This is a genomic window from Chlorogloeopsis sp. ULAP02 (assembly GCF_038404745.2).
Classification (GTDB): Bacteria; Cyanobacteriota; Cyanobacteriia; order Cyanobacteriales; family Nostocaceae; genus Chlorogloeopsis.
In genome coordinates this window covers 145,726-171,781 of the sequence record NZ_JAYKTT020000053.1, presented here as the reverse complement: position 1 = coordinate 171,781, position 26,056 = coordinate 145,726, and the positions used below count along the sequence as shown (strand labels likewise).

General features: G+C 41.9%; 23 protein-coding genes. 8 read left to right on the top strand and 15 right to left on the bottom strand.

Translation table 11 applies throughout. The features are described 5' to 3' along the window. The first annotated feature begins 282 nt into the window (after nucleotides 1–282). Nucleotides 283–1,182: a phosphotransferase family protein gene (locus U2718_RS18830; RefSeq protein WP_342000208.1), complete on the top strand. Its 900-nt coding sequence runs from the start codon at nucleotides 283–285 to the stop codon at nucleotides 1,180–1,182. Here U2718_RS18830 and fahA read toward each other — a convergent pair. The 5 genes from fahA to U2718_RS18805 form a co-directional block, all read right to left on the bottom strand. Then, entirely contained in the window at nucleotides 1,171–2,487 is a 1,317-nt protein-coding gene (gene fahA / locus U2718_RS18825) for a fumarylacetoacetase (RefSeq protein WP_342000206.1), read from the bottom strand. The two genes, U2718_RS18830 and fahA, sit on opposite strands and share 12 nt — an antisense overlap. A 30-nt stretch (nucleotides 2,488–2,517) precedes the next feature. Then, nucleotides 2,518–3,396, bottom strand: a complete 879-nt coding sequence (locus U2718_RS18820; RefSeq protein WP_342000205.1) for a hypothetical protein — start codon at nucleotides 3,394–3,396, stop codon at nucleotides 2,518–2,520. 111 nt (nucleotides 3,397–3,507) lie between these two features. Further along, nucleotides 3,508–3,729, bottom strand: coding sequence for a hypothetical protein (locus tag U2718_RS18815; protein WP_342000204.1), 222 nt, complete (start codon nucleotides 3,727–3,729; stop codon nucleotides 3,508–3,510). A 133-nt stretch (nucleotides 3,730–3,862) separates the two neighbouring features. Then, complete coding sequence (locus tag U2718_RS18810) at nucleotides 3,863–4,414, bottom strand: Uma2 family endonuclease (protein WP_342000203.1); 552 nt, start codon at nucleotides 4,412–4,414, stop codon at nucleotides 3,863–3,865. A gap of 156 nt (nucleotides 4,415–4,570) precedes the next feature. Next, nucleotides 4,571–5,188, bottom strand: a complete 618-nt coding sequence (locus U2718_RS18805; protein ID WP_342000202.1) for an NUDIX hydrolase — start codon at nucleotides 5,186–5,188, stop codon at nucleotides 4,571–4,573. Between the two features lie 302 nt (nucleotides 5,189–5,490). On the opposite strand from U2718_RS18805, the gene U2718_RS18800 reads away from it, so the two are divergent. The 5 genes from U2718_RS18800 to U2718_RS18780 all read left to right on the top strand — a co-directional run bounded on the left by U2718_RS18800 (nucleotide 5,491) and on the right by U2718_RS18780 (nucleotide 10,691). Then, on the top strand, nucleotides 5,491–6,288 hold the full coding sequence (locus tag U2718_RS18800) for a glucose 1-dehydrogenase (RefSeq protein ID WP_342000201.1): 798 nt from the start codon (nucleotides 5,491–5,493) through the stop codon (nucleotides 6,286–6,288). A gap of 3 nt (nucleotides 6,289–6,291) precedes the next feature. After that, nucleotides 6,292–7,134 carry an MIP/aquaporin family protein gene (locus U2718_RS18795; protein ID WP_342000200.1) on the top strand — a complete coding sequence of 281 codons (843 nt, stop codon included), beginning with the start codon at nucleotides 6,292–6,294 and terminating at the stop codon, nucleotides 7,132–7,134. 216 nt (nucleotides 7,135–7,350) lie between these two features. Beyond that, nucleotides 7,351–7,611, top strand: coding sequence for a hypothetical protein (locus U2718_RS18790; protein WP_342000199.1), 261 nt, complete (start codon nucleotides 7,351–7,353; stop codon nucleotides 7,609–7,611). Between the two features lie 233 nt (nucleotides 7,612–7,844). Continuing rightward, nucleotides 7,845–8,960 (top strand): HlyD family secretion protein, encoded by a 1,116-nt coding sequence (locus tag U2718_RS18785; RefSeq protein WP_342000255.1) that lies wholly within the window; start codon nucleotides 7,845–7,847, stop codon nucleotides 8,958–8,960. Nucleotides 8,961–9,179: 219 nt separating this feature from the next. Continuing rightward, complete coding sequence (locus tag U2718_RS18780) at nucleotides 9,180–10,691, top strand: FAD-dependent oxidoreductase (RefSeq protein ID WP_342000198.1); 1,512 nt, start codon at nucleotides 9,180–9,182, stop codon at nucleotides 10,689–10,691. 109 nt (nucleotides 10,692–10,800) lie between these two features. On the opposite strand, the gene U2718_RS18775 is transcribed toward U2718_RS18780, so the two are convergent. After that, the gene (locus tag U2718_RS18775) at nucleotides 10,801–11,235 is read right to left on the bottom strand and encodes a hypothetical protein (protein ID WP_342000197.1); all 435 of its coding nucleotides are present in this window, start codon (nucleotides 11,233–11,235) and stop codon (nucleotides 10,801–10,803) included. A gap of 239 nt (nucleotides 11,236–11,474) precedes the next feature. Further along, a complete protein-coding gene (locus U2718_RS18770) occupies nucleotides 11,475–12,821 on the bottom strand; it encodes a DUF3131 domain-containing protein (protein WP_342000196.1) in 1,347 nt (448 codons plus the stop codon). Between U2718_RS18770 and U2718_RS18765 the strand changes: the two genes are divergently transcribed. Together U2718_RS18765 and U2718_RS18760 are read left to right on the top strand one after the other, a co-directional pair. Further along, nucleotides 12,797–12,949, top strand: coding sequence for a hypothetical protein (locus U2718_RS18765; RefSeq protein WP_411813325.1), 153 nt, complete (start codon nucleotides 12,797–12,799; stop codon nucleotides 12,947–12,949). The two genes, U2718_RS18770 and U2718_RS18765, sit on opposite strands and share 25 nt — an antisense overlap. A gap of 828 nt (nucleotides 12,950–13,777) precedes the next feature. Then, nucleotides 13,778–14,824, top strand: a complete 1,047-nt coding sequence (locus tag U2718_RS18760) for a DUF3445 domain-containing protein (protein ID WP_342000195.1) — start codon at nucleotides 13,778–13,780, stop codon at nucleotides 14,822–14,824. A gap of 37 nt (nucleotides 14,825–14,861) precedes the next feature. Here U2718_RS18760 and U2718_RS18755 read toward each other — a convergent pair whose 3' ends face one another. The 8 genes from U2718_RS18755 to U2718_RS18720 form a co-directional block, all read right to left on the bottom strand. Continuing rightward, a complete protein-coding gene (locus tag U2718_RS18755; RefSeq protein ID WP_342000193.1) occupies nucleotides 14,862–15,116 on the bottom strand; it encodes a hypothetical protein in 255 nt (84 codons plus the stop codon). A 433-nt stretch (nucleotides 15,117–15,549) separates the two neighbouring features. Next, nucleotides 15,550–16,773 carry an acetate kinase gene (locus tag U2718_RS18750; protein ID WP_342000192.1) on the bottom strand — a complete coding sequence of 408 codons (1,224 nt, stop codon included), beginning with the start codon at nucleotides 16,771–16,773 and terminating at the stop codon, nucleotides 15,550–15,552. A gap of 27 nt (nucleotides 16,774–16,800) precedes the next feature. Then, on the bottom strand, nucleotides 16,801–17,439 hold the full coding sequence (locus U2718_RS18745; RefSeq protein ID WP_342000190.1) for a histidine phosphatase family protein: 639 nt from the start codon (nucleotides 17,437–17,439) through the stop codon (nucleotides 16,801–16,803). 183 nt (nucleotides 17,440–17,622) lie between these two features. Beyond that, nucleotides 17,623–20,205 (bottom strand): glycogen/starch/alpha-glucan phosphorylase, encoded by a 2,583-nt coding sequence (locus U2718_RS18740; protein WP_342000189.1) that lies wholly within the window; start codon nucleotides 20,203–20,205, stop codon nucleotides 17,623–17,625. Nucleotides 20,206–20,264: 59 nt separating this feature from the next. Further along, entirely contained in the window at nucleotides 20,265–21,920 is a 1,656-nt protein-coding gene (locus U2718_RS18735) for an alpha-D-glucose phosphate-specific phosphoglucomutase (RefSeq protein WP_342000188.1), read from the bottom strand. Between the two features lie 48 nt (nucleotides 21,921–21,968). Next, nucleotides 21,969–23,048, bottom strand: coding sequence for a class I fructose-bisphosphate aldolase (locus tag U2718_RS18730; RefSeq protein WP_342000186.1), 1,080 nt, complete (start codon nucleotides 23,046–23,048; stop codon nucleotides 21,969–21,971). Nucleotides 23,049–23,093: 45 nt separating this feature from the next. Beyond that, entirely contained in the window at nucleotides 23,094–24,227 is a 1,134-nt protein-coding gene (pstS, locus tag U2718_RS18725) for a phosphate ABC transporter substrate-binding protein PstS (RefSeq protein WP_342000185.1), read from the bottom strand. A 5-nt stretch (nucleotides 24,228–24,232) separates the two neighbouring features. Next, a complete protein-coding gene (locus U2718_RS18720) occupies nucleotides 24,233–25,882 on the bottom strand; it encodes a glucose-6-phosphate isomerase (RefSeq protein ID WP_342000184.1) in 1,650 nt (549 codons plus the stop codon). Nucleotides 25,883–26,056: the final 174 nt, after the last annotated feature.

Sequence of the window (26,056 nt, the reverse complement as noted above, 5' to 3'; positions counted from 1 at the left end):
TAGGGATTTGAACGCTGCTATCAACATAAACAACCGTGGGGCGCACGGTCTTAAAGCTCAATTCATGTCTTCATAGAAGAGTCATTGAGAAGCTCACGCTGTATGCTTTCATCAGCGTTGGGTACGTCACTATTACACTTATTTCTAACGATATTCTAAGGGAGTTTTATAACAGTGTTGCGTTGGTAGAACAAACACCCACATCAGTTACATCGCTTCAGTCGGGCAAAATGTCCGAACAATTCTGATTGTCTGTTTGCTGTCATCGCCTTAGGAGTTGCTGTGAATAATATTCCTTCCTCTTATCTGGATAAAATTCGTGCTGTTTACAATAATATTTCCTTTGACCATCTGGATTTCATTCAAGATGGTATGGTTAATGATGTGGTAGTGGTTAACCATGAGCTAGTCTGTCGCTTTGTTAAAGAAGATTGGGGAAAAGAAATCCTTTCCCATGAAGCTAAAGTCTTGGAAGTGGTGCAACGCTATATTGATTTACCCGTTCCCCGCTTTGAACACTTGGAAACAGACTTTGTTACTTATCGATATCTTAAAGGTGAACCGCTTTCCCGCAATACTCTGCTCAAATTAAGCGAAACTGTACAAGCCCGCGTTATCTCTCAACTTGCAACATATCATCAACAATTGCACAGCATCCCAACTCAAGTTTTAGCCACAGCTGGAGTATCTTCCTCTGGTGCAGCGCGATCGCGTGAAGATTGGTTGCAGTTGTACGCAGAAGTTCAAGAAACTCTGTTTCCTTACCTTTGGCGTCACCAGCAGACTTGGATACATGAGATGTTTGCACCTGTGGTATCAGGCGAACTCGATCTAAGTTACACACCTGTACTTATTCACGGCGATCTGCCTGTATATCACATCCTCTTTGATCCTGAATTACAAAATATTAGCGGCATTATTGATTTCGGTGTTTCAGGCTTGGGCGATCCAGCTTGCGATATCGCCACCCAACTAGGCAATTACGGTGAAAATATCGTGTGGCGTATGGCAAGTGATTATCCAATGTTACGGCATCTAATTGACCGTGCGCGTTTTTGGGTGGGAACTCTTGAACTTCAATGGGCACTAATGGGGGTAAAGTACAATGATGTCTCACTGTTGTTAGCACATATTGGTTGCGCGAGAGAAGTTCAACCTGTTGGAACAGTATTAGGTGGGTAAAATTGTACCTCGACATTCTCCAAAACCCACTCTGGCATAACCTTCTTTTTGACAGTATCCCCGCAGGATCACCTCGTCTCCATCAGCCAAAAAACTTCTCGATTCACCTGTTGGTAGCATCACAGCCTTAGAACCACGCTGAGTGATTTCGAGTAAGCAACCTTGTGAACCCTCCTCTGCACCGGAGACTGTACCACTAGCGATTAAATCCCCAGAACGCAAATTACAACCATTGCTAGAGTGGTGAGTAAGCATCTGTGCTAATGTCCAATACATCTGCCCAAAAGAACCACGGCTCAAGCGAAAGGGGTGCATCTTTGCTTCGCGCATCTGGGCTGTAAGGATGCACACTTCGAGCGTAATGTCAATACCACCTAAACTGGTATCAAGTGGTGACGAGAGATAGGGTAGCGGTTGGGGATCTGCTTCGCCACGCACAAAAGCCTGACAGCGGAATGGTGCTAAAGACTCCAAGGTTACTACCCAAGGAGAAATTGTCGTCGCGAAACTCTTAGATAAAAAAGGGCCAAGAGGTTGATATTCCCACGCTTGGATATCTCGTCCTGACCAATCATTTACCAAACATAGTCCAAATATATGTTCTTCTGCTCTATCTATAGGTATAGGCTGTCCGAGTTCATTTCCCACACCTACGAAAAATCCAACTTCTAACTCATAATCCAGCATGACAGAGGGGCTGAAAATAGGAGCAGAATCTTCAGGCTTCTTTCTCTGCCCTTGAGGACGCTTGATGGCAGTGCCGCTAGATACAATGGAAGAGGCACGTCCATGATAGCCGATGGGTACGTATTTGTAGTTGGGCAGCAAGGGATTATCTGGTCTAAATAACTTACCTACGTTTGTAGCGTGAAAAATTGAGGCATAAAAATCAGTATAATCACCAATAATAGCTGGTAGTAGTAGTTCCGCGCTAGACATGGGTATGAGAATTTCTGTTGCCGAGGCAGGCTGTTGTCTATCCGATCGCAACAACTCGCTCAAATGACGACGCAAAATCGATCCAGATTCACTTCCCGCTGACATCAATAAATTTAAGTTAGACGCTGTACACGCTGCTTGTAGTTGATCAGGCAGTTCCTGAAGTAGCCCTGCTTGGTAACACTTAGATAAATCTAGAATTTGATCTCCAATTGCAACTCCAATACGTGCGGGTTCAGCGCTACCTAGAGGGCGAAACACACCAAAAGGTAGATTTTGAATCGGAAAATCTGTATCTTTGTGATTTGCTGATTCTACCCAGCTACGTAAATTGGGATCGTGAGTGGCATTAGTTGTAGGAGTCATAATTTCATGGTTAAAAGGCAGCAGGGCTGATTAACTTAATAGTTTAAGTTTCTTGAGATCGTCTATTGGCTGATCAAATGAGCAAGAACCGAAGGAACGAAAGAATTTCTGCCTGGTTTGTTCTATTTCTACTAACTTTAGTTGGTAATTTTGCCAACAGATGCTGTCTGCTGTAATTTGTAAAGCTTCAGGGGATGATTCTTTCAAGAACTCTAGCGCTTCTTCTGGTGTTATTTTTTGTTGATAAATAAGTGCTGCCACAAGTGCAACATTTAAAAAACCGTGCATTTCCGCAACGGGGCTGTCTGGTTCGTTGGTTAATGGATGTTTGCCTAGTAATGGATGGTGCAATCCTGCGGTTGCTTTAAATGGGATCGGAGCTTTAGCAAACGCAAGCATACACTCATACAGTTGGCTGATGCTAGGAAAAGCATCAACTGTAACACCACCAGTACGAATTTTTGCTGATGCACCAGTATGCTGTAAAACAGCTATATATGCCTGTATCTCACTGTGAAAAGGAATTTCAAAGTATGAATCCACTCCCTCAGGAAGATGAGAAAGTACTTTTTTAATTTCTGTTGGTGGCAGTGGAGGGATTTCTAAGGATGTAACAGCGATCGCATTATTTTTGTCGAGCGATCGCATTTTTTCAATATCTGGCTCTATATCCTGTGAGAGAATTACACTCAGCTTCCACTGCTGTTGAGTTGGAAATTTTGGTAGTAGTTCTGTAAATTTGCTCAAGCGAGATGCTGGTAAGACAAAACGTCCTAACATCCAAGCATAGGCAGTTGATTGGTAGCCAGCATAATTTGCCATCGCTTGTTCTAAGTCGAGCTTGGCTGGCGGAAAAAGCCCAGCATAGTCCACAACTGACACAAAAAGCGTTTTGATTGATGCAAGCATTGGACTCACCTGCTGTACCTAATCCAATGGTAAAGGGGATTGGGGCAAACAGGAAATGGAGATGCGGGGACACGGAGAAAGTTTTTCCCCTTGTCTCCCCATCTCCCCTCTTCAGTACCCACCATTTGCCGAGTCTCGTTCAGCCAATGTCAGAATTAGCGCCAAGTAATCGAGTCTATTTGGAACATTATCAAGTGTTAAGCGTTGGTAGTAAATTCCTACTGGTTGTACTGCTTGTAACAAAGTCGAAACTGTAGCAAACAAATCGAGAGCTAAAAGCAGTATAAAGGCGATCGCTACCAATTCTATTGTGTAGGTGAGAATCGATTGCATTGTTCTAGATGTAAAAAATTTTATATTATCAAGACTAAAAGCGATCGTATAGTTTGGAACGGAATCTTAAATGTAACCTAGACGCTCCAGTTTGGAATCCAGCGCTGTGTCTGTGCTGCATTTCCTAGTGGCATTACTTGTTGATAATTCTCTCTACCGAAACAGAAATATCAGGAAATGCAAGGGGTTGAATTGTTCCTGTAGTCAATGTAAATTTGGTAGCGTAGTCTCCGTCTAAGGGTTCTCGAAACACCACCAAATGCAAGTTTTTGAGATTTACAACCCAATATTCTGGGATACCTGCTTCGGCGTAGATTTTGCTTTTTCTCTCTAAATCTTTCTCTAAACTGGAGTCAGCATACTCAATCAGCCAGAAAATATTTTCTGGGTAGGGGTGATGCTCTCGGTAATCACGTCCTAAACGTTGGACAATGGCTATATCTGGCTCAGGTTCTGAATCATTGGGCAAAGTAATAGGCTTGGCTTGGCGAATTTTGGCACCTTTACCCAACAACTCGCTTAAATACTCACCAGCTTCATCACTACAATAAGCATGGGGTTCTCCTTCTGGAGACATTTCGACAATTTCTTCTTTGAGCAATTCAACTTTACGATCGCACAAAATTCCAGCAGCAATCATGCGATGATATTCGTCAGTTGTCCATTTGGCAACAATAAAAGTCATGGCGATCGCTTCTCCCCATGATGATTTTGTTTTTCCATGTTAAAGCATTCTAATTATTTAGACTTATTGCTCAACATGAGTTTATAAGTATACTAAGTTTATTTTTGATATGGATAAATCTCTGGAAAAATTGAACACATAGCGAGCGATGATTGCCTAATCAAAATCAGTCGATAACTCTGGATGGCGATAATGCTGAAAAAGTCTGGTGATTTGGGCTGCTGTTACACGCCCAACAGACAATTCGGGAATTTCATCCTCAGGAAAAAATCCCACTGCTTCTGTCTCAATACTGGGAGATGGGGAACCACCAAGGAGTTCGCACTGAAAAAATAGCTTGTATATGTAATGTGGAAAAGGTGGATGTCCTTGTCTATCTCTGTCATAGACAGCAACAAGTTTGACAGCACGGCTATAATAACCCGATTCTTCATAAATTTCTTTGATAACTGCTTCACTCGGCGAGGTACCAATATCAGCCCACCCACCAGGTAAAGTCCAACAACCGTCAGATCGTTCCTTGACAAGTAAGATTTGATCATCGCGAAACACTGCACCGCGCACATCTACTTTAGGAGTGGCATATCCAACATCACGAGTAAATAAATCAAGGATGTAACTGAGTTCGGCGTTGGTGTGGGTTACCAAAATTTCCGCAGCGATCGCCTGTACTGCTTTGAAGCGCTCGATATCAAAGGCATTTTCAGAAAAAGTTAGACCATTTTGAGCGATCGCTTGTAGTTGTTTCGCCCATTCTAGCCATTTGGGTTCCATGTTTATCTCCATAGTAAGGGCAAACTACTGCCCTGACTTTAGCATCAACACTAGATGAGGTTTTACTGAGAATAACCTAAAAAATTTCTATTTCAAATATCAGCTTTTTAAGCTGAACTTTTTAGCGAATCATCATCTCACGATCAGCCCTACAAGCAAAAATCAACTTAAATCAAAACTAATTAAAGGCAGAGGTAGATCGCAAAAGATTGGTTATATCTACTGTATAGAAAATGACATTTGATATTTAATTATGTCCATCTATTTAAGTGTATTTAAAATTACTCATAAGGAGAAAGCTTGTGAAGCTGGAAGGAAAAGTCGCCTTAGTTACAGGTAGCAGTCAAGGAATCGGGCAAGCTATTGCTGTACGTCTCGCTGCTGAAGGAGCCAATATTGTTATTGACTATCGCTCTCATCCCGAAGGTGCTGAGGAAACTCTAGCAAAGGTACAGACTGCTGGTGGCAACTGTTACATGGCTCAGTGTCCAAAATCTCAGGGTTACATTATTAAAGCAGATTTAGGCAATGTCAGCGATGTTCGCCAAATGATTAATGAGAGTATTCAATACTTCGGCAAACTAGATATTTTAGTCAATAATGCTGGTCTTGAAAGACACTCTCCTTTCTGGAAAATTACTGAAGAAGATTACGATGCTGTCATGAACGTCAACATCAAAGGAGCATTTTTTGCTACTCAAGAAATAGTAAAACACTTAATTGCTACTCAGCGCCGTGGCAAAATTATCAATATCAGTTCAGTGCATGAAGAATTACCATTTCCTAATTTCACTGCTTACTGTGTCAGCAAAGGTGGCATGAAAATGTTGACGCGTAACCTAGCTGTAGAATTAGGGCCGTTAGGTATCACAGTTAACAATGTTGCACCCGGAGCAATTGAAACACCAATTAACACTAAACTGCTCAACGATCCGCAAAAACTAGGAGCATTGCTTGAGAATATCCCTCTTGGTTGCTTAGGTCAACCACAGGATGTAGCTTCTTTAGTTGCTTTCCTCGCATCTTCTGACGCAGACTACATTACAGGTACCACTTTCTTTGTAGATGGTGGTTTGCTGTGGAATTACCACGAGCAGTAATCTATGATGAGAACTTTTTGCCGTCACTATCCTGAGTACCTCATGGAGGCTGCGGGGTTGGGAATACTCATGATTGCTGCGGCTGTATTCACGACACTCCTGCAACATCCTATTTCGCCCATCCGGCAAGCAATATCCGATCCATTGCTGCGACGTGCCTTAATTGGTATAGCAATGGGAATAACAGTGATTGCGATCGTTTATTCTCCTTGGGGTAAACAATCGGGAGCACATCTCAACCCCGCTATTACCCTCACCTTCTTTCGTCTGGGTAAAGTTCAACCTTGGGATGCCTTTTTTTATATCCTGGCGCAATTTATAGGAGGATTGCTGGGTTTGGTTGTAGCAGCGAGATTGTTAGGAATGGCTATTGTTCATTCTACAGTTAATTATGTTGTCACTACTCCAGGTGCAGCTGGTGTTATAGTTGCGTTCATCGCAGAAATCATCATTTCTTTCGGAATGATGCTGATGGTATTGTTTGTCTCTAACAATCGTAAGTGGGCAAGATATACCGGAATTATAGCTGGTGTTCTAATTGCAACTTATATCACCGTAGAAGCCCCTTTTTCTGGCATGAGCATGAACCCAGCCCGGACTTTAGCCTCGGCCATTCCAGCGTATATATTTACAGCTATTTGGGTATATTTCACTGCACCATTTCTTGGTATGCTTTCTGCCGCTGAAATCTACGTGCGATTAATGGGCAGAAATGCTGTTAAATGTGCCAAATTACATCATCAAAATCACAAGCGCTGTATATTTAACTGTGGCTATCGAAAGCAACTACTTAATGGACAATGGCTACTGTACGATCGCCTACCCGATCATGGGGCTAGAAATTAGGGGCTAGGGATTGGGGGACAACACGGAGAGAACCTGATTCACAATTCCCCGTGTCCTCTTCCCAATCCCCAGTACGCGAAACCCATCATAGCAAACAGTTGAAGTTATATTTAGATTTCTATCTAAATTACTAAATTCTTATAAATCTTTGTAAATATCAAGGAATTCTAAAATGGCATCGCTTTAAGATTTTCTTTAGGTTTCAGTAGAACTTCAATGCTGAGATCCAAACGACCAGCAGTTGCAGTGGAGGTACATACTGTGAACGCTTCTATATTACGTCTGCTATGGACTGTAGTTGAGGAAACTCAGACTAGTACTCTTGTTCAAGTTGCAGATGCAGAACTTATTCAACAGTTACTGTGGCAGCTTAAAAATAAAACTTGGCTTACTAGTGAAGAAACTAACACAATCAGTACTTACTTGAGTTCTAGAATTCCACTAATTCGCGACTTAGCTTTGGCACGTCTGGCGTAATACCAGCCAGGCTTTAAGCCTGTTCAACTCTCTTGAAACTAGGATTGACAGAGGTGTTCTTCAAAATAACTTAATGAGTAAGGCAAAAATTGGTGGATTATCTGTAGTTGAATACAAATAGGGAACAAATAGGAATTACTACTGCCAAATTATCAATATTGATATATTGAAGAATTTATTCAGTAATCCGTTTTACCCCAAAAATCCTCAATCGACGCCTAAAAAAAATCGTGATGGAACGCCTAAATTCTTCACAAAACACCCAGCAAGTCGCAGGATTGGAGGAACAAAAAACTCCAGTTTTGGAGCAAGAGGTGATGACAGCTATCACTCTTAGTGATTCCGGTAGTGGCACCACAAAAAAAGTTTCGCCATTTTCTAAGCGTTTGCTACCTGTAGTGGTATTGGGAGTCTTATTAGGTGCAGGAGCGATCGCTTCGGGAATTTACGCTTACCGCCGCTGGCAGTATACCCAAAATAATTTACAAACTGATCATGCCTACGTCACGGCAGATATTCATCCCGTCACATCTCGAATATCAGGGATAGTTACCGAAGTTGCAGTCAGTGATAACCAAGTTGTGTCTCCTGGTACGGTATTGGTAAAACTCGATCCCCGTGACTATCAAATATCTTTGGCTCAGGCAAAAGCATCGTTAGAATTAGCCAAACAGCAAGCGAATTTGGCACAAGAAAAAATCAAAAATGCCGCGAATAATCCTCTTGTCTTACAAGTATCAGAACCGCTACCAGCAAATCCCACGAATAGAAATACTAAAACAAAACAACCCGCAGTCAAAAATAATCTCTCGCAGTTACAAGCTATCAGCCAGCAAAGAGAGCTAAACCAACAACAATATAAAATAGCGCAGGCGGCGATCGCTCAAAAGCAAGCGGATCTTAAAAAAGCTGAACTCCAGCTATCCTATACCAACATAACTGCCTTAGTTGATGGAAAAATTGGTAACAAAAACATTCAAGTTGGGCAGCGGGTAGAACCAGGGCAAACTCTTTTCACAATCGTGCAGCCCAATCCTTGGATTATTGCTAATTTTCAAGAAACACAGCTAGAAAAAATACAACCGGGGCAAAATGTGAACATAAAAATTCCAGCCTTCCACAGTCGGACATTCCAAGGCAAGGTAGACAGTATGTACCCTACTTCTAGTATGTTTGCCTTTCCTCCAGAAGATATTTCTTCCGAGGAACGTCTTCCAGATAATGCCATTGGCAACATTGATCTGCAAGAAATTCCAGTTAAAATTGTGTTTGATCCTAATAGCATTCAGGGTTATGAATCCCGGATTACTCCTGGAATGTCAGCAATAGTAACAGTAAAAACTAAATAAAAGATTGCAAAAGTTAGGGATTGGGAACTAGTAAACTAAGTTAAGAAATATCTATGCAGGGTGTGTTGCCGCCAAGCGCAACGCACCATCTGAAATTGAGGGTGCTTTAGCCGTGGGCTAATTTATATTTATTCACATACGTTGAATTTTTCTGACTTACTTAATTACCAACCTTGTTATTTATAAATTTTTGAGTAGACCAGAAAATCGGAGATTACAATGGCAGAATCGTCACAGCGTAAAAAAGTAGTAGTTGTCGGTGCGGGTTGGGCTGGTTTAGGCGCAACCTACCACTTGGCAAAACAAGGTTACGATGTGACACTTCTCGAAGCCGGCTCTTATCCTGGTGGGCTAGTAGCTGGTTGGAGAACAGCAGGGGGGCGCGCTGTGGAAGCAGGCATTCACGGCTATTGGTATCCTTACAGAAATATTTTCTCTCTAATTAATGAATTAGGAATTAACCCCTTTACAAATTGGACTCGTTCCTCACAATATTCACCCGCTGGTTTGGAAGTTGAGTCTCCCATTTTTCAAGATTTACCGCGTCTTCCGACTCCTTTGGGTACTTTTGTTTATACATATTTCAAAAGACTACCATTAATTGATCGCCTGAGTGCCTTACCTTTACTTTATGCCGTAGTTGATTTTGATAACTCCGATCAGGCTTGGCGGCGTTACGATTTTGTCACTGCCCGTGAATTGTTCAAAGATTTTGGTGTGTCTGCACGTCTTTACCGAGAATCTTTTGAACCAATGCTATTAGTTGGTTTATTTGCTCCAGGCGAACAATGTTCTGCTGCCGCAACTTTGGGAATGCTGTACTTCTTTATTCTGGCGCATCAACCCGATTTTGATGTAGTGTGGTGTCGCGGCACTATTGGTGAAAAAATCTTTCGCCCTTGGGTAGAACGTATAGAAAAAGCAGGAGGAAAATTACTCGCTAACAAACGAGTTACCGATGTAATTGTGGATAGTAATAATCAGGCAACAGGAGTGGTTTGCAATGATGAAGTGTTTGATGCTGATGCAGTAATTTTTGCTGTTGGCATCACTGGCATGAAGAAAATTATTTCCAGTAGTGTCAATTTTCAAAGTCGTGAGCAGTTCCGCAATGTTACTAATTTAGGAGCTATTGATGTTTTAGCAACTCGTTTATGGTTTGACCGCAAAATAAATATTCCTCGTCCTTCTAATGCTTGCTTTGGCTTTGATGAAACTACCGGATGGACATTTTTTGATTTGAATGCATTACATGATGAATATAAAAATGAACCAGGAACAGTTGTTGAAGTCGATTTTTATCACGCCAACCAATTTATTTCTCTAGAAGATACAGAAATTGTACCAATTGTGCAACGTTATTTAGCACATTGTATACCTCAATTCCAAACAGCAAAAGTAATTGATAGGAGTGTTATTCGTTTACCACAGGCAGTAACTCACTTTGCTCCTGGTAGCTATCGCTATATGTTGCCAGCAAGAACTTGTTTTAAGAATGTATTTATGAGTGGTGATTGGATTATAAATCGCCACGGTTCTTGGTCGCAAGAAAAAGCTTACGTTACAGGATTGGAAGCAGCAAATTTAGCAATTTCTTATTTAAGACAAGGACAGTTAGCTAACATTTTACCAGTAGAAGTAGATGAACCTCATATTCAGTTAGCAAGAACTGTAAATCTTGCGGCGCGTCATGTCGGTAAATCTATCTTGCCTGATTTTTGGTTACCGTAAGTGATTTGCAAATAATCAAAACCACCTGCATTATACAGGTGGCACACATCAAAAAATAGTTATTTACCTGAGGGCGATCGCACGAGCAATCAACTTGCCTATCGAATGTCTATCTACGCCGCACATGCAATCCATTAAGTCCTTGCTTGATCCAATTTAAACATTCAAATTCTGATGTGAATATTTTAGGTGCTGCGATATTATTCAATGAGTCTGGAGGGTAATGATCGTAAAAATATTTACCACCTTCTTGATACACAATAATTAAATTATTGCGATAAACGTAGCGATGTTGAAAATAATCACTTTCGCTGGTAAATTCTAGGTTGTTGTCAAGATGTTCTTTGGCTATCTCAAGGATATTACTGATGCTGCTGCCATAGATTTCCGCTGGATTTTCTGCTTTGTGAAAGTGGCTTTGATAGCCAATTTCTGATAGTAATTTATACGAATAAATGTCGTAATTATTCGCTTTGCCAAAAACAAAGGGGATGATGAGATATCCTCTGTATGACAAGGAATACTCGTATAAAAGACGGCTCATATGCACCTCCGGTATAGTTGCTATTTACAAACAACTTCCTCATTTTTCACCATAAAATTATTATCTCTTTTTTTGCGAATAATTATGATCTAATTTAGAGTAGATACGCAGGAATAAATAGGGGATAGGGGACAGGTGACAGGGCACTAGGAATTTTAGATTCTAGATTAAATTCCAATCCAAAATCCAAAATTTAATTGCCCAATCCCTAATCCCCGATCAATAGTACCTTTCAATTATTATTGATAGGGCTGATTGCAAGAATAATGTGATGTATGTACTCCTGCCCACACCGTTAGTGGCTTGCCAACCTGTTTATAGAGAAGACTTTCGAGGATTACACCATTATTATTGGCTGTTAAGGCTTTGTTCGGCTGATGCAGAGATTCATAGAAGCCGTTGTACCAGCCATTACTAGATTCAAGATTCACTTGAACAAAATCGCATAACTGGCGGGTGTAAGGAGTATTGTAAAGTACGTGCCAACCGATAGCTGCCTTAGCACTGAGAAACCGCAAATGATTGTATTTTTGTCCACTATCTGTAATGGTAGCCCAGGGTTCTTCATTCGCAAACAAGCTATTGTAAACAAAGTAGGGAGGACGATCTAAATAGTCTTCGGTAACAGCAGTTAATTGTTTTGTTGCCTGATAGCGAGCTTCTTGAGCAGCTAAAACCCTGTCTGCATAAGCTTTAGGCAAAGCTTGAAAACCTGTTTCAATTCCATCCAGAATATAGGGTTCGCTTAAAACGTAGTTATTGGCTCCTGAATTTTTGTAGTTGCGCCGATCATAGGGTACTCCCTGCCCATAAATATTGATAAAGGCAGTGTGGGATTGATAATCCAAGGCTTGGTTAACATACAGACCCCACAATTTTAGACCGTAAGCAGCATAATTCTCATAGCCCAAACGACCTTCTTGGCTATATTCTTCTTTATTTTGGACTATGCTGGTACCATAGATTTGTCCATTGTTGGTGAGACGCTTAACTCGCCAATGCTTCCAAACAGCTTCTGTCTGCGCTTGCAGTTGGGGATATTTTACTCCAACAATTTTTAGCCAAATTGCTATCCTTCCCAAATCTAAAGCTGACCACCCTATTTTATTACCCTTGTCTAGTTGACCATAATTAATAGGTACAAGAGTTTTTGTGTTGTAAATCTTGTGAGGCAGCTCTTCTTTGTATAAAGGTAGCGATGCCAGAGTTTGCAACGTCTTGCATATCTTTACTTCAAACTCTGATGCAGATAAAATGTTGAGTTCTTTTGCACTAACTAATGCAGCAATAGCCACTGCTTGATCCCAAATCGTTACAGAACTTAATCCATCAATGGAATTAGTTAAGCCTGTTTCATTGTTCCAGTTGCGCTCAAAATACAACCAAGCCTGATGAGCGATCGCCATTTCTTCTAGTGTTAACGTTCCCACACCAGGAGCAGTATAAGGAGTTTTGGCGATTTTAAGTTGGCTAGGGCTAATCGGTGTACCGCGCCAAGCTAAAGACTGAGCATCAAGCCTAGCAATTGCTTCAGCTTCTTGAACTGGAGGGGTAGATTGGGATGTTAATATGTCAGTTTTTTGCACAACAGAAGTACCAGAAATGTGCTGAAATCAATAGACTTGCAATGGCGATCGCTGCTATTACCACCCTTTCCATACAAGCCAATATAGATAAGCTTTTAGGTGGTGGTTTAATTTTTCTAAAGCTTTGATCTATGAAATATTGCTGATTTACAAAGCCTAGTAATTATTACTTTTTTATCTCTGAGAATACTCTGCATAAACGAATAAAAACATAATTACAAACCTTTAGAGATTAGTCATACAATATACTTCACATCAAGCAGAAAAGTTAGTAATTAGTTATACAAGTAATAAATTTTATAGATCTACTCATCGCGGTTTTTATCCGGACTTGCAATTTCACTGGAACCGCCTGTACCTAAAGTGAAGAAATTAAAACTTCAACTGGTGCGATCGCTCTATCATTAGTTCAACAGTTCAACCAAAGCCAATACCTACCAAGCTTTCTGATCATATCTCATCACTTAGGCTACGGTATACACACAATTCCTATTCACCCTTCAGCTCAAGCTTGGGGCTACACGTAGGTTACAAAGCCCATCTTTATGGCTAAATGAATCAAATAGTTGCTCTAGCCTGCTTGTGACAGGCTTTTTTTAAGATATATTTAAGTTTATTCAGCAATGCAAATCAATTACTTATCATCTATCTAAAGGTATAAGTAAATCTGCAATAAGTAAGTTTAATAGATTTTTATTAACATATGTTGTTTTAAAATACTCTATTACTAAAGCAACTGATGAGCGTGAATGTCATCAAAAATAAATAAAAATAGTTGTAATAAAATAAATCTTTATCTAAGTTAATTACTATATATTGGTGTTTAAGTATTTAAATAATCTGAAGAAATTAGCTCATTAATTATTGAAGATTTAAACCTAACTTCGTTTAACTCAATCAAGAATCAATCATATCTACTTACTTGTGATGGGTAACTAGCCATTCCCAAGTTAATTATGCACAAGACTTATATCCAAACCTCTTCTTTAAATACTGTGTGGCAGGAAGTGGCAACAACAGAAGCATCTAGCAACTGTGCTTCCTATTTTCCGCTTGATAACGGACGCTATGAAGTTAAACCAGGTTTAATTGCTTTTGGTTCTGACTTAGGTAACGGTGTTGCCGATCGCCAAGTATTTCAAATTGATGATAATTTTGCTGATTATCGTGAAGTGAAGTTGTCAGCTCGTGCCGAATCTTTGGGTAAATACTACCAAACTTGTAATTATTCCACTGATGTAGCCAGCGCGATCGCTCGTTTCATTATTCATCGTCTTACCAAAGAACATCCACATCATTTTCAAGTCGAACAGCAAGCCCATAGCAAAATTACATTGCATAGCCGTCTGAGTGGAGAAACTTTCTACCTAGATGGGAATTGGCAGTTATTGTCCTTTCAAACAAATGGAAAACCAATCTTTCCACCTTATGCCTCAATCCTTGACGCTCTCGCCACACAGATACAGGAAGATATGACAGTAATCTGTCGCGCTGCTAACGGTAGTAACTGGCTGAGTGCAGTTCATCTTTGCTATCCCAATCACTGGTCTGCTGAAGATAAAATTGGTAAAAATTTCAATGCCATACATACACCCGTGGCAGGGATGGAAAAAATCAATCGGCGGGCAGATGCGATCGTCAACACAATGATTACTCACAAACCAATGGTGCGCTTTGCTTGGGGTTTGAGTACAGATACTCGCCTGAACCATCACCCCAAATCACCAACGAATATACCAATTCAGCAGTGGCAGGGTAGAAACTTTGATCCTTATAATCCCCAGCTCTATTTGCGAATTGAACGTCAAGTCGTTTGGGGGTTACCAGAATACCAGGCGGCGCTGTTTACTATCCGCACTTACTTTCGAGATTGCAGTGCAATCAAAAAAGATCCACAGTTGCGCTCAAAGTTAGTTTCTGCTATCCAGTCAATGACATCAGAATCGCTTATTTATAAGGGTTTGACAGAGAGTAAAGATAGTATTCTAGCTTGGTTGACATAGAAAATAGACACTAAGTATAGAGAAATCAGCTAAGAATCTATGATTCCTCTGGAGGGTGTCCTTGCTCCTTGCCAATTCCTAGCTGTTCTTTAGAGCGTTTTAGCCCTTTCCAGATATCTTTGATTTGTTGATATGCCTGATCCGAATCTATTTTGCCGTTGGTTTCTAAACCACAGATATAGCTAATTCGCTGTGCAAATTCTTGTAAATTTGCATTAAATGCCATATTCTCTGGTTTAACTTCACCATGATAAGGACGGTATGTATACAAAAAATCATCTTTGTTTGTCATTCTCTATTTTTAATTTAAGGTTAGTAGCAGGGTAGCGTAAAACTTTCAACTATTCTTCAGTAATTGTCATGAATTTTATATCGCTATTGTGAATCATTCTTGAACAAAAAGACCCCTAAATTTTGAAAATTATGTCGAGGATACTATTTCACAAAAAATTTGATATCAATACAGGCTGTGTAGAAAAGGGACACATCACTTCTCTACAAAATTCTCAAATAGGATTGCCATACATAGGAATCTGGTTTGATTTTTGAAAATATACGTAGGATGTGTTAGCAACAGCGTAACGCATCCTTTTTAAGGGTTTAGTACGTTATCCTTAGCTCATCCCATCACTCTTGCCAAGCCACAAGATAAGTAAAAAGCTAGCCCTGACTAATCGCCAAAGAACCAGCAATGATGTTTAACCAAGCTTTGAAATCCGCACCACTCAATTACTACGCAATAAATGCCAACATTCTTGAGCGATCGCCCAGTCTTCTTGGGTATGAATCACCAAAACTCGCACTTTTGAATTAGCTGTGGCAATATCTCTATCTTCAGGTGAGCGTGTATTTTTTTGGGGATCGAGTTTCAACCCCAAAAATTCAAAACTTTCACAGGCAGCAACCCGAACATCTGAAGAATTCTCTCCAATCCCTGCGGTAAAAATTAAGGCATCTAACCCCCCCAAACTGGCAAGCATTGCACCAATACCAGAGCGGAGACGATGAACGTAAATCTCCAGAGCTAGTCGGGCGCGTGAATTGCCTTCTGTTAGAGCCGTCATAATTTGCCGCATATCCGCAGATATACCAGATATTCCCTGCAAACCAGAGGCTTTGTTCAGTACTTGATCTAACTCGTCAGCAGTGTAATTATCCTGTCGCATCAGGTAAATTAAAATACCAGGATCAACAGAGCCAGAGCGAGTACCCATCATCAAGCCCTCTAGAGGCGTGAACCCCATTGTGGTATCAACACTGTATCCATTGCGAATGGCAGCTAGAGAACAACCGTTACCTAAGTGACAGGTAATCAGACGCAACTGCTTCAGTTCTCGCCCTAAAAGTTGTGCTGCTCGTTGAGCACAGTACTGGTGACTAATTCCGTGAAACCCGTAGCGACGGATACCTTTTTCTAACCATTTATACGGCCCAGGATAGGCAGCCGCAGCAAGAGGCATTTGTGTGTGAAATGCCGTGTCAAACACTGCAACTTGGGGTAATTCAGTGCCGAGAATTTGCTCAACTACTTCCATTCCTTCCAAGTTAGCAGGATTGTGAGCAGGAGCTAAATCGCTTAAGTCAGCGATCGCTGCTTTCACCTCAGGTGTCACTAGTGTACTGGAGCGAAACTTTTCACCTCCATGCACGACTCGATGACCTACAATATTAATTGCTTGCGGTTTTTCTAATACCTGTGTTTCCCCACTCCATAGTGTTTCGAGCATCTTTAAGGTTGAGTTAACTCGCGAAACCGAACGTAGCTCATCTTTGAGCACAACTCCAGTAGCTGTTTTTACCTTCAGTTCTGCCACACCTTGCTGATGCGTCCAGTCAATTTGCCCTTCCCACAGAGGTTCAGGTGGTTGTGATGGTAGGACATGATGTTTAAGTGCATATAGGCAGCTTTTTTGACTGCTTGAGCCTGCATTTAAAACTAAGATATTCATTTTGTTTACCAAAGACAACGCCTAAATCTAAGTTCCTGTTAAGGCACGCAGTTCTTCAGGCAAATGGTAGCGATCGCCCAATACCTCTAATAATGGGCCATGTAAGTCAAACTTAACAACGCTGACAGAGGCAGCCAAAGCATTAATGCGATCGCGGTATCGTCCTAGATCTATACCCAACAAGCTACACAAAATAATCCGTAAAGTTGCTTTATGCGACACCACTAAAACATTACCTGTGGTATATTTTTCCTCTATCTCGGCAATCACTGTTGATGCGCGGCTGGCAATTTGAACAGCAGTTTCTCCATCAGTTGGAGGGTTCCAAGCAGGTTCTGTCAACCACCGAACATAATCCTCACTGTAGTGTTCTTTTACATAATCTACGGTTTTGTCTTCCCATTTACCATAGTTAATTTCTTTTAGCCCATCCCGCAATTGCATTTCCATCCCAATTGCATCACACAACGGCTTGACGGTGGCGATCGTGCGTTTCATCGGACTAACATAAACAGCTTCCCAGGGTAGTTTGCTATAAGTCTCGGCAAACGCCTGAGCCATCAAATGTCCTTCTGGGGTTAAATCCGGATCTAGTATACCGCAATAACCACCTGTACGACTGTAAATAGTTTCCCCGTGTCTGAGTAGGTATAATTTTAGGCTCATATCATCTTAGTTAAATCAGTAAACAGTTAACAGTTATCAAGTAACCTTTATAAACTGCGTACAGAAGAGGACGAGATGGGGAAGATGAAGGAGATAGGGAAGAATTTACTCGATTGCTTCCTCACCTCTCTCAAATCCTTGTCCCCTTGTCCTAATTGTCTTCTGCCTCCTGCCTTATACTTACTAGGCCTTAGCTCCTAACCACGCTTGAGAAGCTTGAGAAGTTACAGATTGTGCTTCTTTTCCCATGTCTGGTTTTGGCTGTACGTACTCTTGCATTTCTACATTAACTGGCTGGGCGTTCCAAATTTCTTGGCAATATTCCCGAATTGCGCGATCGGAAGAGAACTTACCCATCCGTACAGCATTGAGAATTGACATTCGTGTCCATTTTTCCTCGTCGCGGTAAGCCTGATTTACCTGTTCCTGACAGTCTACATAAGACTGGTAATCAGCAAACAGCATATACTGATCGTGGTAAAGTAACGAATCTACCAACGGTCGGAATAAATTCGTATCGCCATGAGAGAAAAATCCTGAACTAATCAAATCAATTACTGTTTTCAGTTGCGAATTAGCATGATAGTAATCCCAAGGATTGTAGCCTTCGGCTTTCAACGCATATACTTCTGGTGTTGTCAAACCAAACAAGAAGAAATTCTCAGATCCCACCTCTTCGCGAATTTCGATATTGGCTCCATCAAGCGTGCCAATTGTCAATGCCCCATTCATTGAGAATTTCATGTTGCCAGTGCCAGAAGCTTCTTTGCCAGCAGTAGAGATTTGCTCCGACAAATCAGCAGCAGGATAGACTCGCTGACCAAATCTAACATTATAGTCTGGCAGGAAAACCACCTTGAGGCGATCGCGTACATCAGGATCGTTATTAACTACCTGAGCTACGGAGTTGATGAGTTTAATAATTAACTTGGCCATGAAATAGCCAGGAGCAGCTTTACCACCAAAGATGAAGGTGCGAGGTACAACGTCGATGTTCGGATTTTGCTTAATCTGATTGTAGAGCGTGATAATATACAGCACATTTAGGTGCTGGCGCTTGTACTCGTGAATGCGCTTTACTTGAACATCAAACAGCGATTGAGGATTGATGTCAATTGCATGATTTTTCTTGACGTACTCTGCCAAATCGCGCTTGATATCCTGCTTAATCTGCCGCCATTGTTGCCTAAACTCAGCATCCTCAACAAAAGCTTCTAGTTGCTTTAGTTCCTCTAGATGTTTTATCCAGTTTGTCCCAATTTTGCGATTAATTAGTTCAGCCAGTTTAGGATTACTCACTACTATCCAGCGGCGTGGTGTCACACCATTAGTCTTATTACTGAACTTTTCAGGCCACAATTCATAAAAATCCCGAAGCACATCCTGCTGAAGTAACTTTGTGTGCAGTGCAGCAACACCATTGATGGCATGAGAGCCAACACTAGCTAAGTGTGCCATACGGATATACTTTTCGCCACTTTCATCAATTAGTGAGAGCCTGGCAATGCGCTGGTGATCGTCGGGATATTTAGCCCGAACTTGACCGAGGAAACGTTGATTGATTTCATAGATAATTTGTAGATGCCTGGGTAGAAGTCTACCAAATAGGCTGAGAGGCCACTTTTCTAAAGCTTCAGGCAACAATGTATGGTTGGTATAAGCAAAAGTATTTTGGGTAATCTGCCAAGCTCGATCCCAATCCATTTGATGCTTATCCACCAACAACCGCATTAATTCAGCAACACCAATAGCAGGGTGAGTGTCATTGAGTTGGACGGCAAACGACTCGTGGAAGTTATCTAAACTATCCTGTCTCTGCAAGTGCAAGCGGATCATATCTTGCAGGGAACAAGAAACAAAAAAGTACTGTTGTTGCAGACGTAGTTGTTTACCTTGAATTGGCTCGTCATTTGGATAGAGAACTTTAGTAATGTTTTCTGCAACCACTTTTTCGTTGACCGCACCATAGTAGTCGCCAACATTAAACGCCTCAAATTCAAATGATTCGGGAGCTTCAGCTTTCCACAAACGTAAAGTATTGGCAGTATTGACTTTATATCCAAGGATTGGTGTATCGTAAGGAACACCCTTGACAATTATATCGGGAATCCAACGAACTCGATAGTGACCATTCTCGTCGTTATAGGCTTGGGTATAACCGCCAAATTTTACATCTATACTTGCTTCTGGACGCTCAATCTCCCAGGGGTTGCCATAGCGTAGCCATTTATCAGTGATTTCGATTTGCCAACCATCGCGAATTTCTTGATCGAAAATACCAAATTCGTAGCGAATACCGTAGCCAATCGCTGGAATTTCTAAGCTAGCAAGCGAGTCCAGATAACAGGCAGCAAGACGCCCTAAGCCTCCATTACCCAAGCCCGGTTCTTCTTCCTGTTCGCGTAATTCGACAAAATCTAAACCGGATTCCTCAACTGCTCTACGCACTTGATCGTAAATTCCCAAGTTTACCAAGTTGTTACTTAGGTGTGGCCCCATCAGGAATTCTGCGGAGAGATAGCAAACTACTTTTACTTTACTTTTTAAGTAAGTTTCAGTAGTATTGAGCCAGCGTTGCAGAAGGCGATCGCGTACTGTATATGCCAGTGCCATGTAAAAATCATTTTTTGTCGCAATGGCAGGATATTTACCTTGGATGTAAAAAAGATTATCAGCTATTGCTCGCTTCAGAGTTTCTAAACTTAAACCAGTGCGATCATCTTCTACCTTGATTGTCTGCTGTAAAGTTTCTACTGGTGGGTTCATGTGTTCCTCGATTTTAGATTTTATGTAAGTTTTTATTTACCATTAGCTGTGAGAAGCAATTAGGTAATAACAGTCGGTTTGTCTCTACCTATTAAGGTGCGAATCTGAGCTATTTCATCAGCGATCGCAATTAAATTTGCTAGGGCTTGCTGCGGTTCTAAGTCTTGTTTGGCAGCATCCGGCTCATAATATTCCAGATAAATTCGCACAGTTGCACCGTGGGTACCAGTACCAGATAAACGGAAGATAATGCGGGAACCATCAGTAAATCCAATCCGAATACCTTGTTTTTGACTAATACTTCCATCTACTGGGTCAGTGTAGCTAAAGTCATCGCTATACTCAGCCTCATACTTACCAAACTGTTTTCCTTTCAGATTTGGTATTTGCGATCGCAGTCGCTCCATTAAAGCATTGGCTCGCTCGGCATCTACTTCTTCGTAATCGTGGCGAGAATAGTAGTTGCGTCCATAGTTCTGCCAGTGTTCCCGAACAATCTCCTCTACAGATTGTTGCCGCACTGCCAAGATATTCAGCCAAAACAGCACTGCCCAAAGTCCGTCTTTTTCTCGAATATGGTTGGAGCCAGTACCAAAACTTTCTTCACCGCAAAGAGTGGCTTTACCTGCGTCTAATAAATTACCGAAAAATTTCCAGCCAGTAGGTGTCTCGTAGCAGTCAATGCCAAGTTGCGCCGCTACTCGGTCTACAGCTTGACTGGTGGGCATCGAGCGTGCCACTCCTGCTAGACCAGCTTGATATCCTGGAACTAAGGTAGCGTTGGCAGCTAGGATTGCTAGGCTGTCGCTAGGAGAAACAAAAAACTTGCGCCCCAAAATCATGTTGCGATCGCCATCCCCATCAGAAGCAGCACCAAAGTCAGGTGCATTCTCTCCATAAAGGAGATCAACTAATTCATGGGCATACACCAAATTCGGATCGGGATGTCCGCCCCCAAAGTCTTCTAAAGGTTTACCGTTACGCACGCTGCCTGTGGGTGCGCCTAAACGCCGCTCAAATAAAGCATGAGCATATGGCCCAGTCACAGCATGCATTGAATCTATGCAGATCCGGAAGTTTCCAGATGTTAAAAGTTGGTGAATGCGATCAAAGTCAAATAGTGACTCCATTAACTTTTCATAATCCTGTACGGAGTCAATGACTTCTACTACCATTTCTCCCAGCCGAGATTCACCTAAGTTTTCCAGATCCACATCTGGTGCATCCAGGATTTGATATCGATCTATTGTTTTGCTGCGGGCGTAGATCGCCTCTGTAATTTTTTCTGGTGCAGGGCCTCCATTACCTATATTGTATTTGACACCAAAATCTCCTTTAATACCACCCGGATTATGGCTGGCAGATAAAATAATGCCACCCATTGCTTGATACTTGCGAATAATGCAGGAAGTTGCAGGAGTGGACAAAATTCCCTTTTGACCAACTTTAATTCTGCCCATTCCATTTGCTGCTGCCATTTTGAGAATGGTTTGAATGGCTTGGCGATTGTAATAACGACCATCACCACCCAAAATTAAAGTCTGTCCTTGCAAGTCTCCTACTGTATCGAAGATAGATTGGATAAAGTTTTCTAAGTAATGAGGTTGTTGAAAAACACTAACTGCTTTACGCAGCCCAGAGGTTCCAGGCTTTTGGTCAGAGAAGGGAGTAGTAGCAAATGTACGAATATTTGTTGAGATATTTAAAGAAGTCATTTTTTCTTCTCTACTAGTCAGTTTGGGACTTCTGTGTTTACAAAGTACTTAGTCCTGGCTAGACAATGGTGACTTTGAACCTCTAAAACCAGCGATCGCTGGTTCTGCTAATTTTTCCATTTCCGGGCTATACTTGCCATTTCTAGCAGCGCTGTTGCACTTAGCTCTATGCAGTAAAGCTTTTTGCGCTGTCTGTACGTTAGCGTTATCCCCTTTCCACAACTCCAGTGCCGGCTGCTGGATTGCACGAGCATAAGAGAATGTCACTGGCCAGGGTAGAATTGAGCCGAAGCGAGCATTCATCTCATGCAAGTGTGCAGATGCTACTTCATTGCTCTGACCACCGGAGAGAAATGCTACACCCTGTACAGCAGCAGGCACTGCTCTCAACAGACAATCCACAGTGGCTTGTGCTACTTCAGCAACATTAGCTTGCTTGGAGCAATCCTTACCAGAAATTACCATGCTGGGTTTGAGGATGATTTGTTCTAAAACAACCCGCTGCACATACAGTTGATTGAAGACAGTATGCAGAACTTCTTCTGTCACCTCGTAGCAACGCTCAATTGTGTGGTCACCATCCATCAAGACTTCCGGCTCAACAATCGGTACAAGTCCTCCTTCTTGACAAAGTGCTGCATAGCGTGCTAAAGCGTGTGCATTCGCCTCAATACAACCGCGACTCGGAATCTTCTCGCCGATAGTGATGACAGCACGCCATTTAGCAAAACGCGCACCCATCTCATAGTATTCGGCAATACGCGATCGCAATCCGTCTAGTCCTTCAGTCACCTTTTCTTGTGGATGATTTGCTAAGTCTTTGGCGCCAGTGTCAACTTTAATACCAGGGATAATTCCTGCATCAGTGATTACTTTTACAAACGAAGTTCCATTTTTTTTGGCTTGACGGATTGTCTCGTCATAAAGAATAACTCCACTGATATATTCACCCAATCCTGGAGCCGTTAAGATTAGCTCCCGATAAGCCCGGCGATTTTCTTCAGTCGGTGCGATACCCAGTGCCTCAAAACGTTTGTTGCAGGTACCGTTGCTCTCATCCATCGCCAAGATCCCTTTCCCCGGAGCAACCATCGCTTCAGCAGTAGCAACAAGTTCTTGTGCGCTCATGATTGCAAATCTCCTACTTCTATTTAGCTTGGTTGATGCGATCAGCTATTTGCTGGCGCTAGGATCGTTATTTGTACCGACTGCCATTTGGAAATCTGGACTAATTCCATCTGCTGCTGCTGCCACTTTTTGAACTACGTTCTGGGGTAGAGGAACGTATCCCAATTCGGGAGCTATCTTCTGACCTTCAGTTACGCCATATTCAATCATCGCTTCGATTGCTTTTGCTTTTGCTGGATCGGGATATTTTTTATTCATTAACATCCAGCTATAGCTAACAATCGGATAGGATTCAGCTCCTTCTGGATCTTCAATAAAGGCGCGGAGATTAGCTGGTAGAGTTACTGCTTCTAAGGTTTTGGCTCCTGATTTCTCGTTAGCTTCAACAAAATTACCTGATTTATTTTCCAAAACAGCAAATTTAAGATTGTTCTGTTTGGCGTAGCCATACTCTACGTAACCAATTGCACCTTGAGTTTGTTGAACTTGAGAGGTAACACCTTCGTTGCCCTTGGCACCTACTCCTACAGGCCAATTGACAGTTTTACCTTCACCAACTTTGCTTTTCCATTCCGGGCTTACTGTACTGAGGTGTTTGGTAAATACGCCTGTCGTACCGCTACCATCGGAACGAGATACAGGTATGATTGGTTGGTTGGGGAGGTTAACGCCAGGGTTTGTAGCAGCAATTTTTGGGTCGTTCCAAGACTTAATGTTGCCCAGGAAGATATCAGTATAATTTTGCCGTGATAGCTTTAACTGTTCAACACCTGGCAGATTGTAACTCAACACAATTTTACCAGCGGTCATGGGTAACATTAGTACACCCCTGTCCTTTGGCACCTTTTGGATTTCTTTATCTGTCATTGCCACGTCACTGGCACCAAAATCTACGATGCCTTGTGTAAATTGTTCGACTCCAGCGCCGCTACCAGTTGACTGATAACTAATCTGCAGATTTTTATTTTGTCTATTTAAGCTTTGAAACCAAGTCTGGTAAAGTGGTGCTGGGAAAGAGGCACCAGATCCAGTTAATCGTATATTGCCACCAAAATCTAGTTGTCCTACTCTAGAAACGGCGGCATCAGTGGCACTGTTATTTTGACCGCCACAAGCAGCGACGCTGATTGCCAAAACTAATACTGAAACTTTCTTTAGGAAAAGAGATTGATTAATCATAGTTTCTAATAGTTGAATTGCAGAGATTTGGTTGTACGGGTGAAATTATCCTGATTGAGACGATCGCCTTGCTTCAAACTGACACTCAGACTAGATGGTTGAGCGCGATCGCCATCCAAGATGACTCCACGCTGATTGGCTGCCAAATGCCGTACTATTTTATAGATAGATTCAATTTGTTCAGGTGAACCGACTTGCTGGGCTAATGTAGTTAAATCTAGCGATCGCTCTGTGCTACGTAAAACTTGCAAAACTCGCCTTTGTAAATCTAGTAGCGATGCCGCAGCTTTTTTGCCTGCCTCTACACCTGGTTGGTGATAAGCATTGATATTCACTAGTGAAGCGTATAACCCCACTGCTCGTTCGTACAAAGCAATTAATGCCCCTACTGTCTGAGGATTCACCTGGGGAATTGTGAGTGTAATTGCACCCCGCTGTTTTTCATAGAGTGCTTGCTGAGTTCCTTGTAAAAAGCCTGACAAGTAATCTCCGCTCGTTACTTCTGGTTCTACTTCTATAGAAGCACCAGAGCGATCCTCTAGCACTTCAATAAAAGTGGCAAAGAAATTTGGCACCCCTTCCCGCAACTGTTGCACATAAGCGTGCTGATCTGTTGAGCCTTTGTTACCGTAGACGGCGATGCCCTGATTCACAATCTGATTGTCTAAGTCTTTTTCTTTGCCGAGAGACTCCATTACTAGTTGCTGCAAATAGCGACTAAACAATAGCAGACTATCTTTGTAGGGCAGTACTACCATGTCTTTTTTACCTTTGCCCTCGCCAGCAAAGTACCAGCAAAGCGCCAGCAGTGCAGCTGGATTGGTTTTGATTTCAGGCGATCGCGTCGCTGCATCCATCTCCTTAGCGCCAGCCAAAATCGCTCGAATATCAATTCCTTGTAAGGCAGCGGGTAACAGCCCCACCGCAGACATCTGTGAGGTGCGTCCCCCTACCCAGTCAAACATTGGGAACTCTGCCAACCATCCCTCAGATCTGGCCAACTGATCCATTTTGCTGCCCTTCATAGTGATGGTAACAGCGTGTTTAGCAAAGTTCAATCCTTGAGTTTCATAGATATGCTTGACTTCTAGCATCCCGTTACGTGGTTCGGGTGTACCACCAGATTTACTAGTATCTATAATCAAAGTACTTTTGAGGCGGTCTTTGATTCCATCCAAAACCCGATCCATTCCTGCTGGATCGGTGTTATCAATAAAATGGAGTGCTAGGGGTGGAGAACTAGGAGCTAAAGCCGACGCTACGAACTGAGGGCCAAGGGCAGAACCCCCAATGCCAATCGAAAGAATATCAGTAAACTTGGGTGCTTCGGGAGGATGAATTGTGCCAGCATATACTTGCTGGGTAAAGTTTTCAATCTCTGCAATAGTCTCAACTATCTCTTTTTTTATCTCCTCGGTAGGGGCTAAATCTGGATCTCGCAACCAGTAATGTCCTACCATGCGACCTTCATCTGGGTTTGCGATCGCTCCTCCTTCCAAGGCTGCCATATGTTGAAAGGCTTGCTCAAACTTTGGCTGTAAGGATTTTACAAATTCGGAATCGAATGGTATACGGCTGACATCCAAATACAATTCTAAACCCGGATGATAATAGAGCCAGTCTTGATAGCGTTGCCAGAGTTGTTTAGTATCCATTGCTTCAACTGCTCCTATAGTCTACCTGGGGAAGGATCAAATTTTAAACTTGAATAGTTGGTGAGTGCGAGTCTGAACTTTTGATTTTCACCACCAGCTATATTCCAATTTTCTTTTTTGGATTTTGTCGTAGATAAGTGTTTGACACAGTTCTAGCTCTCTAAGCTTAACTTT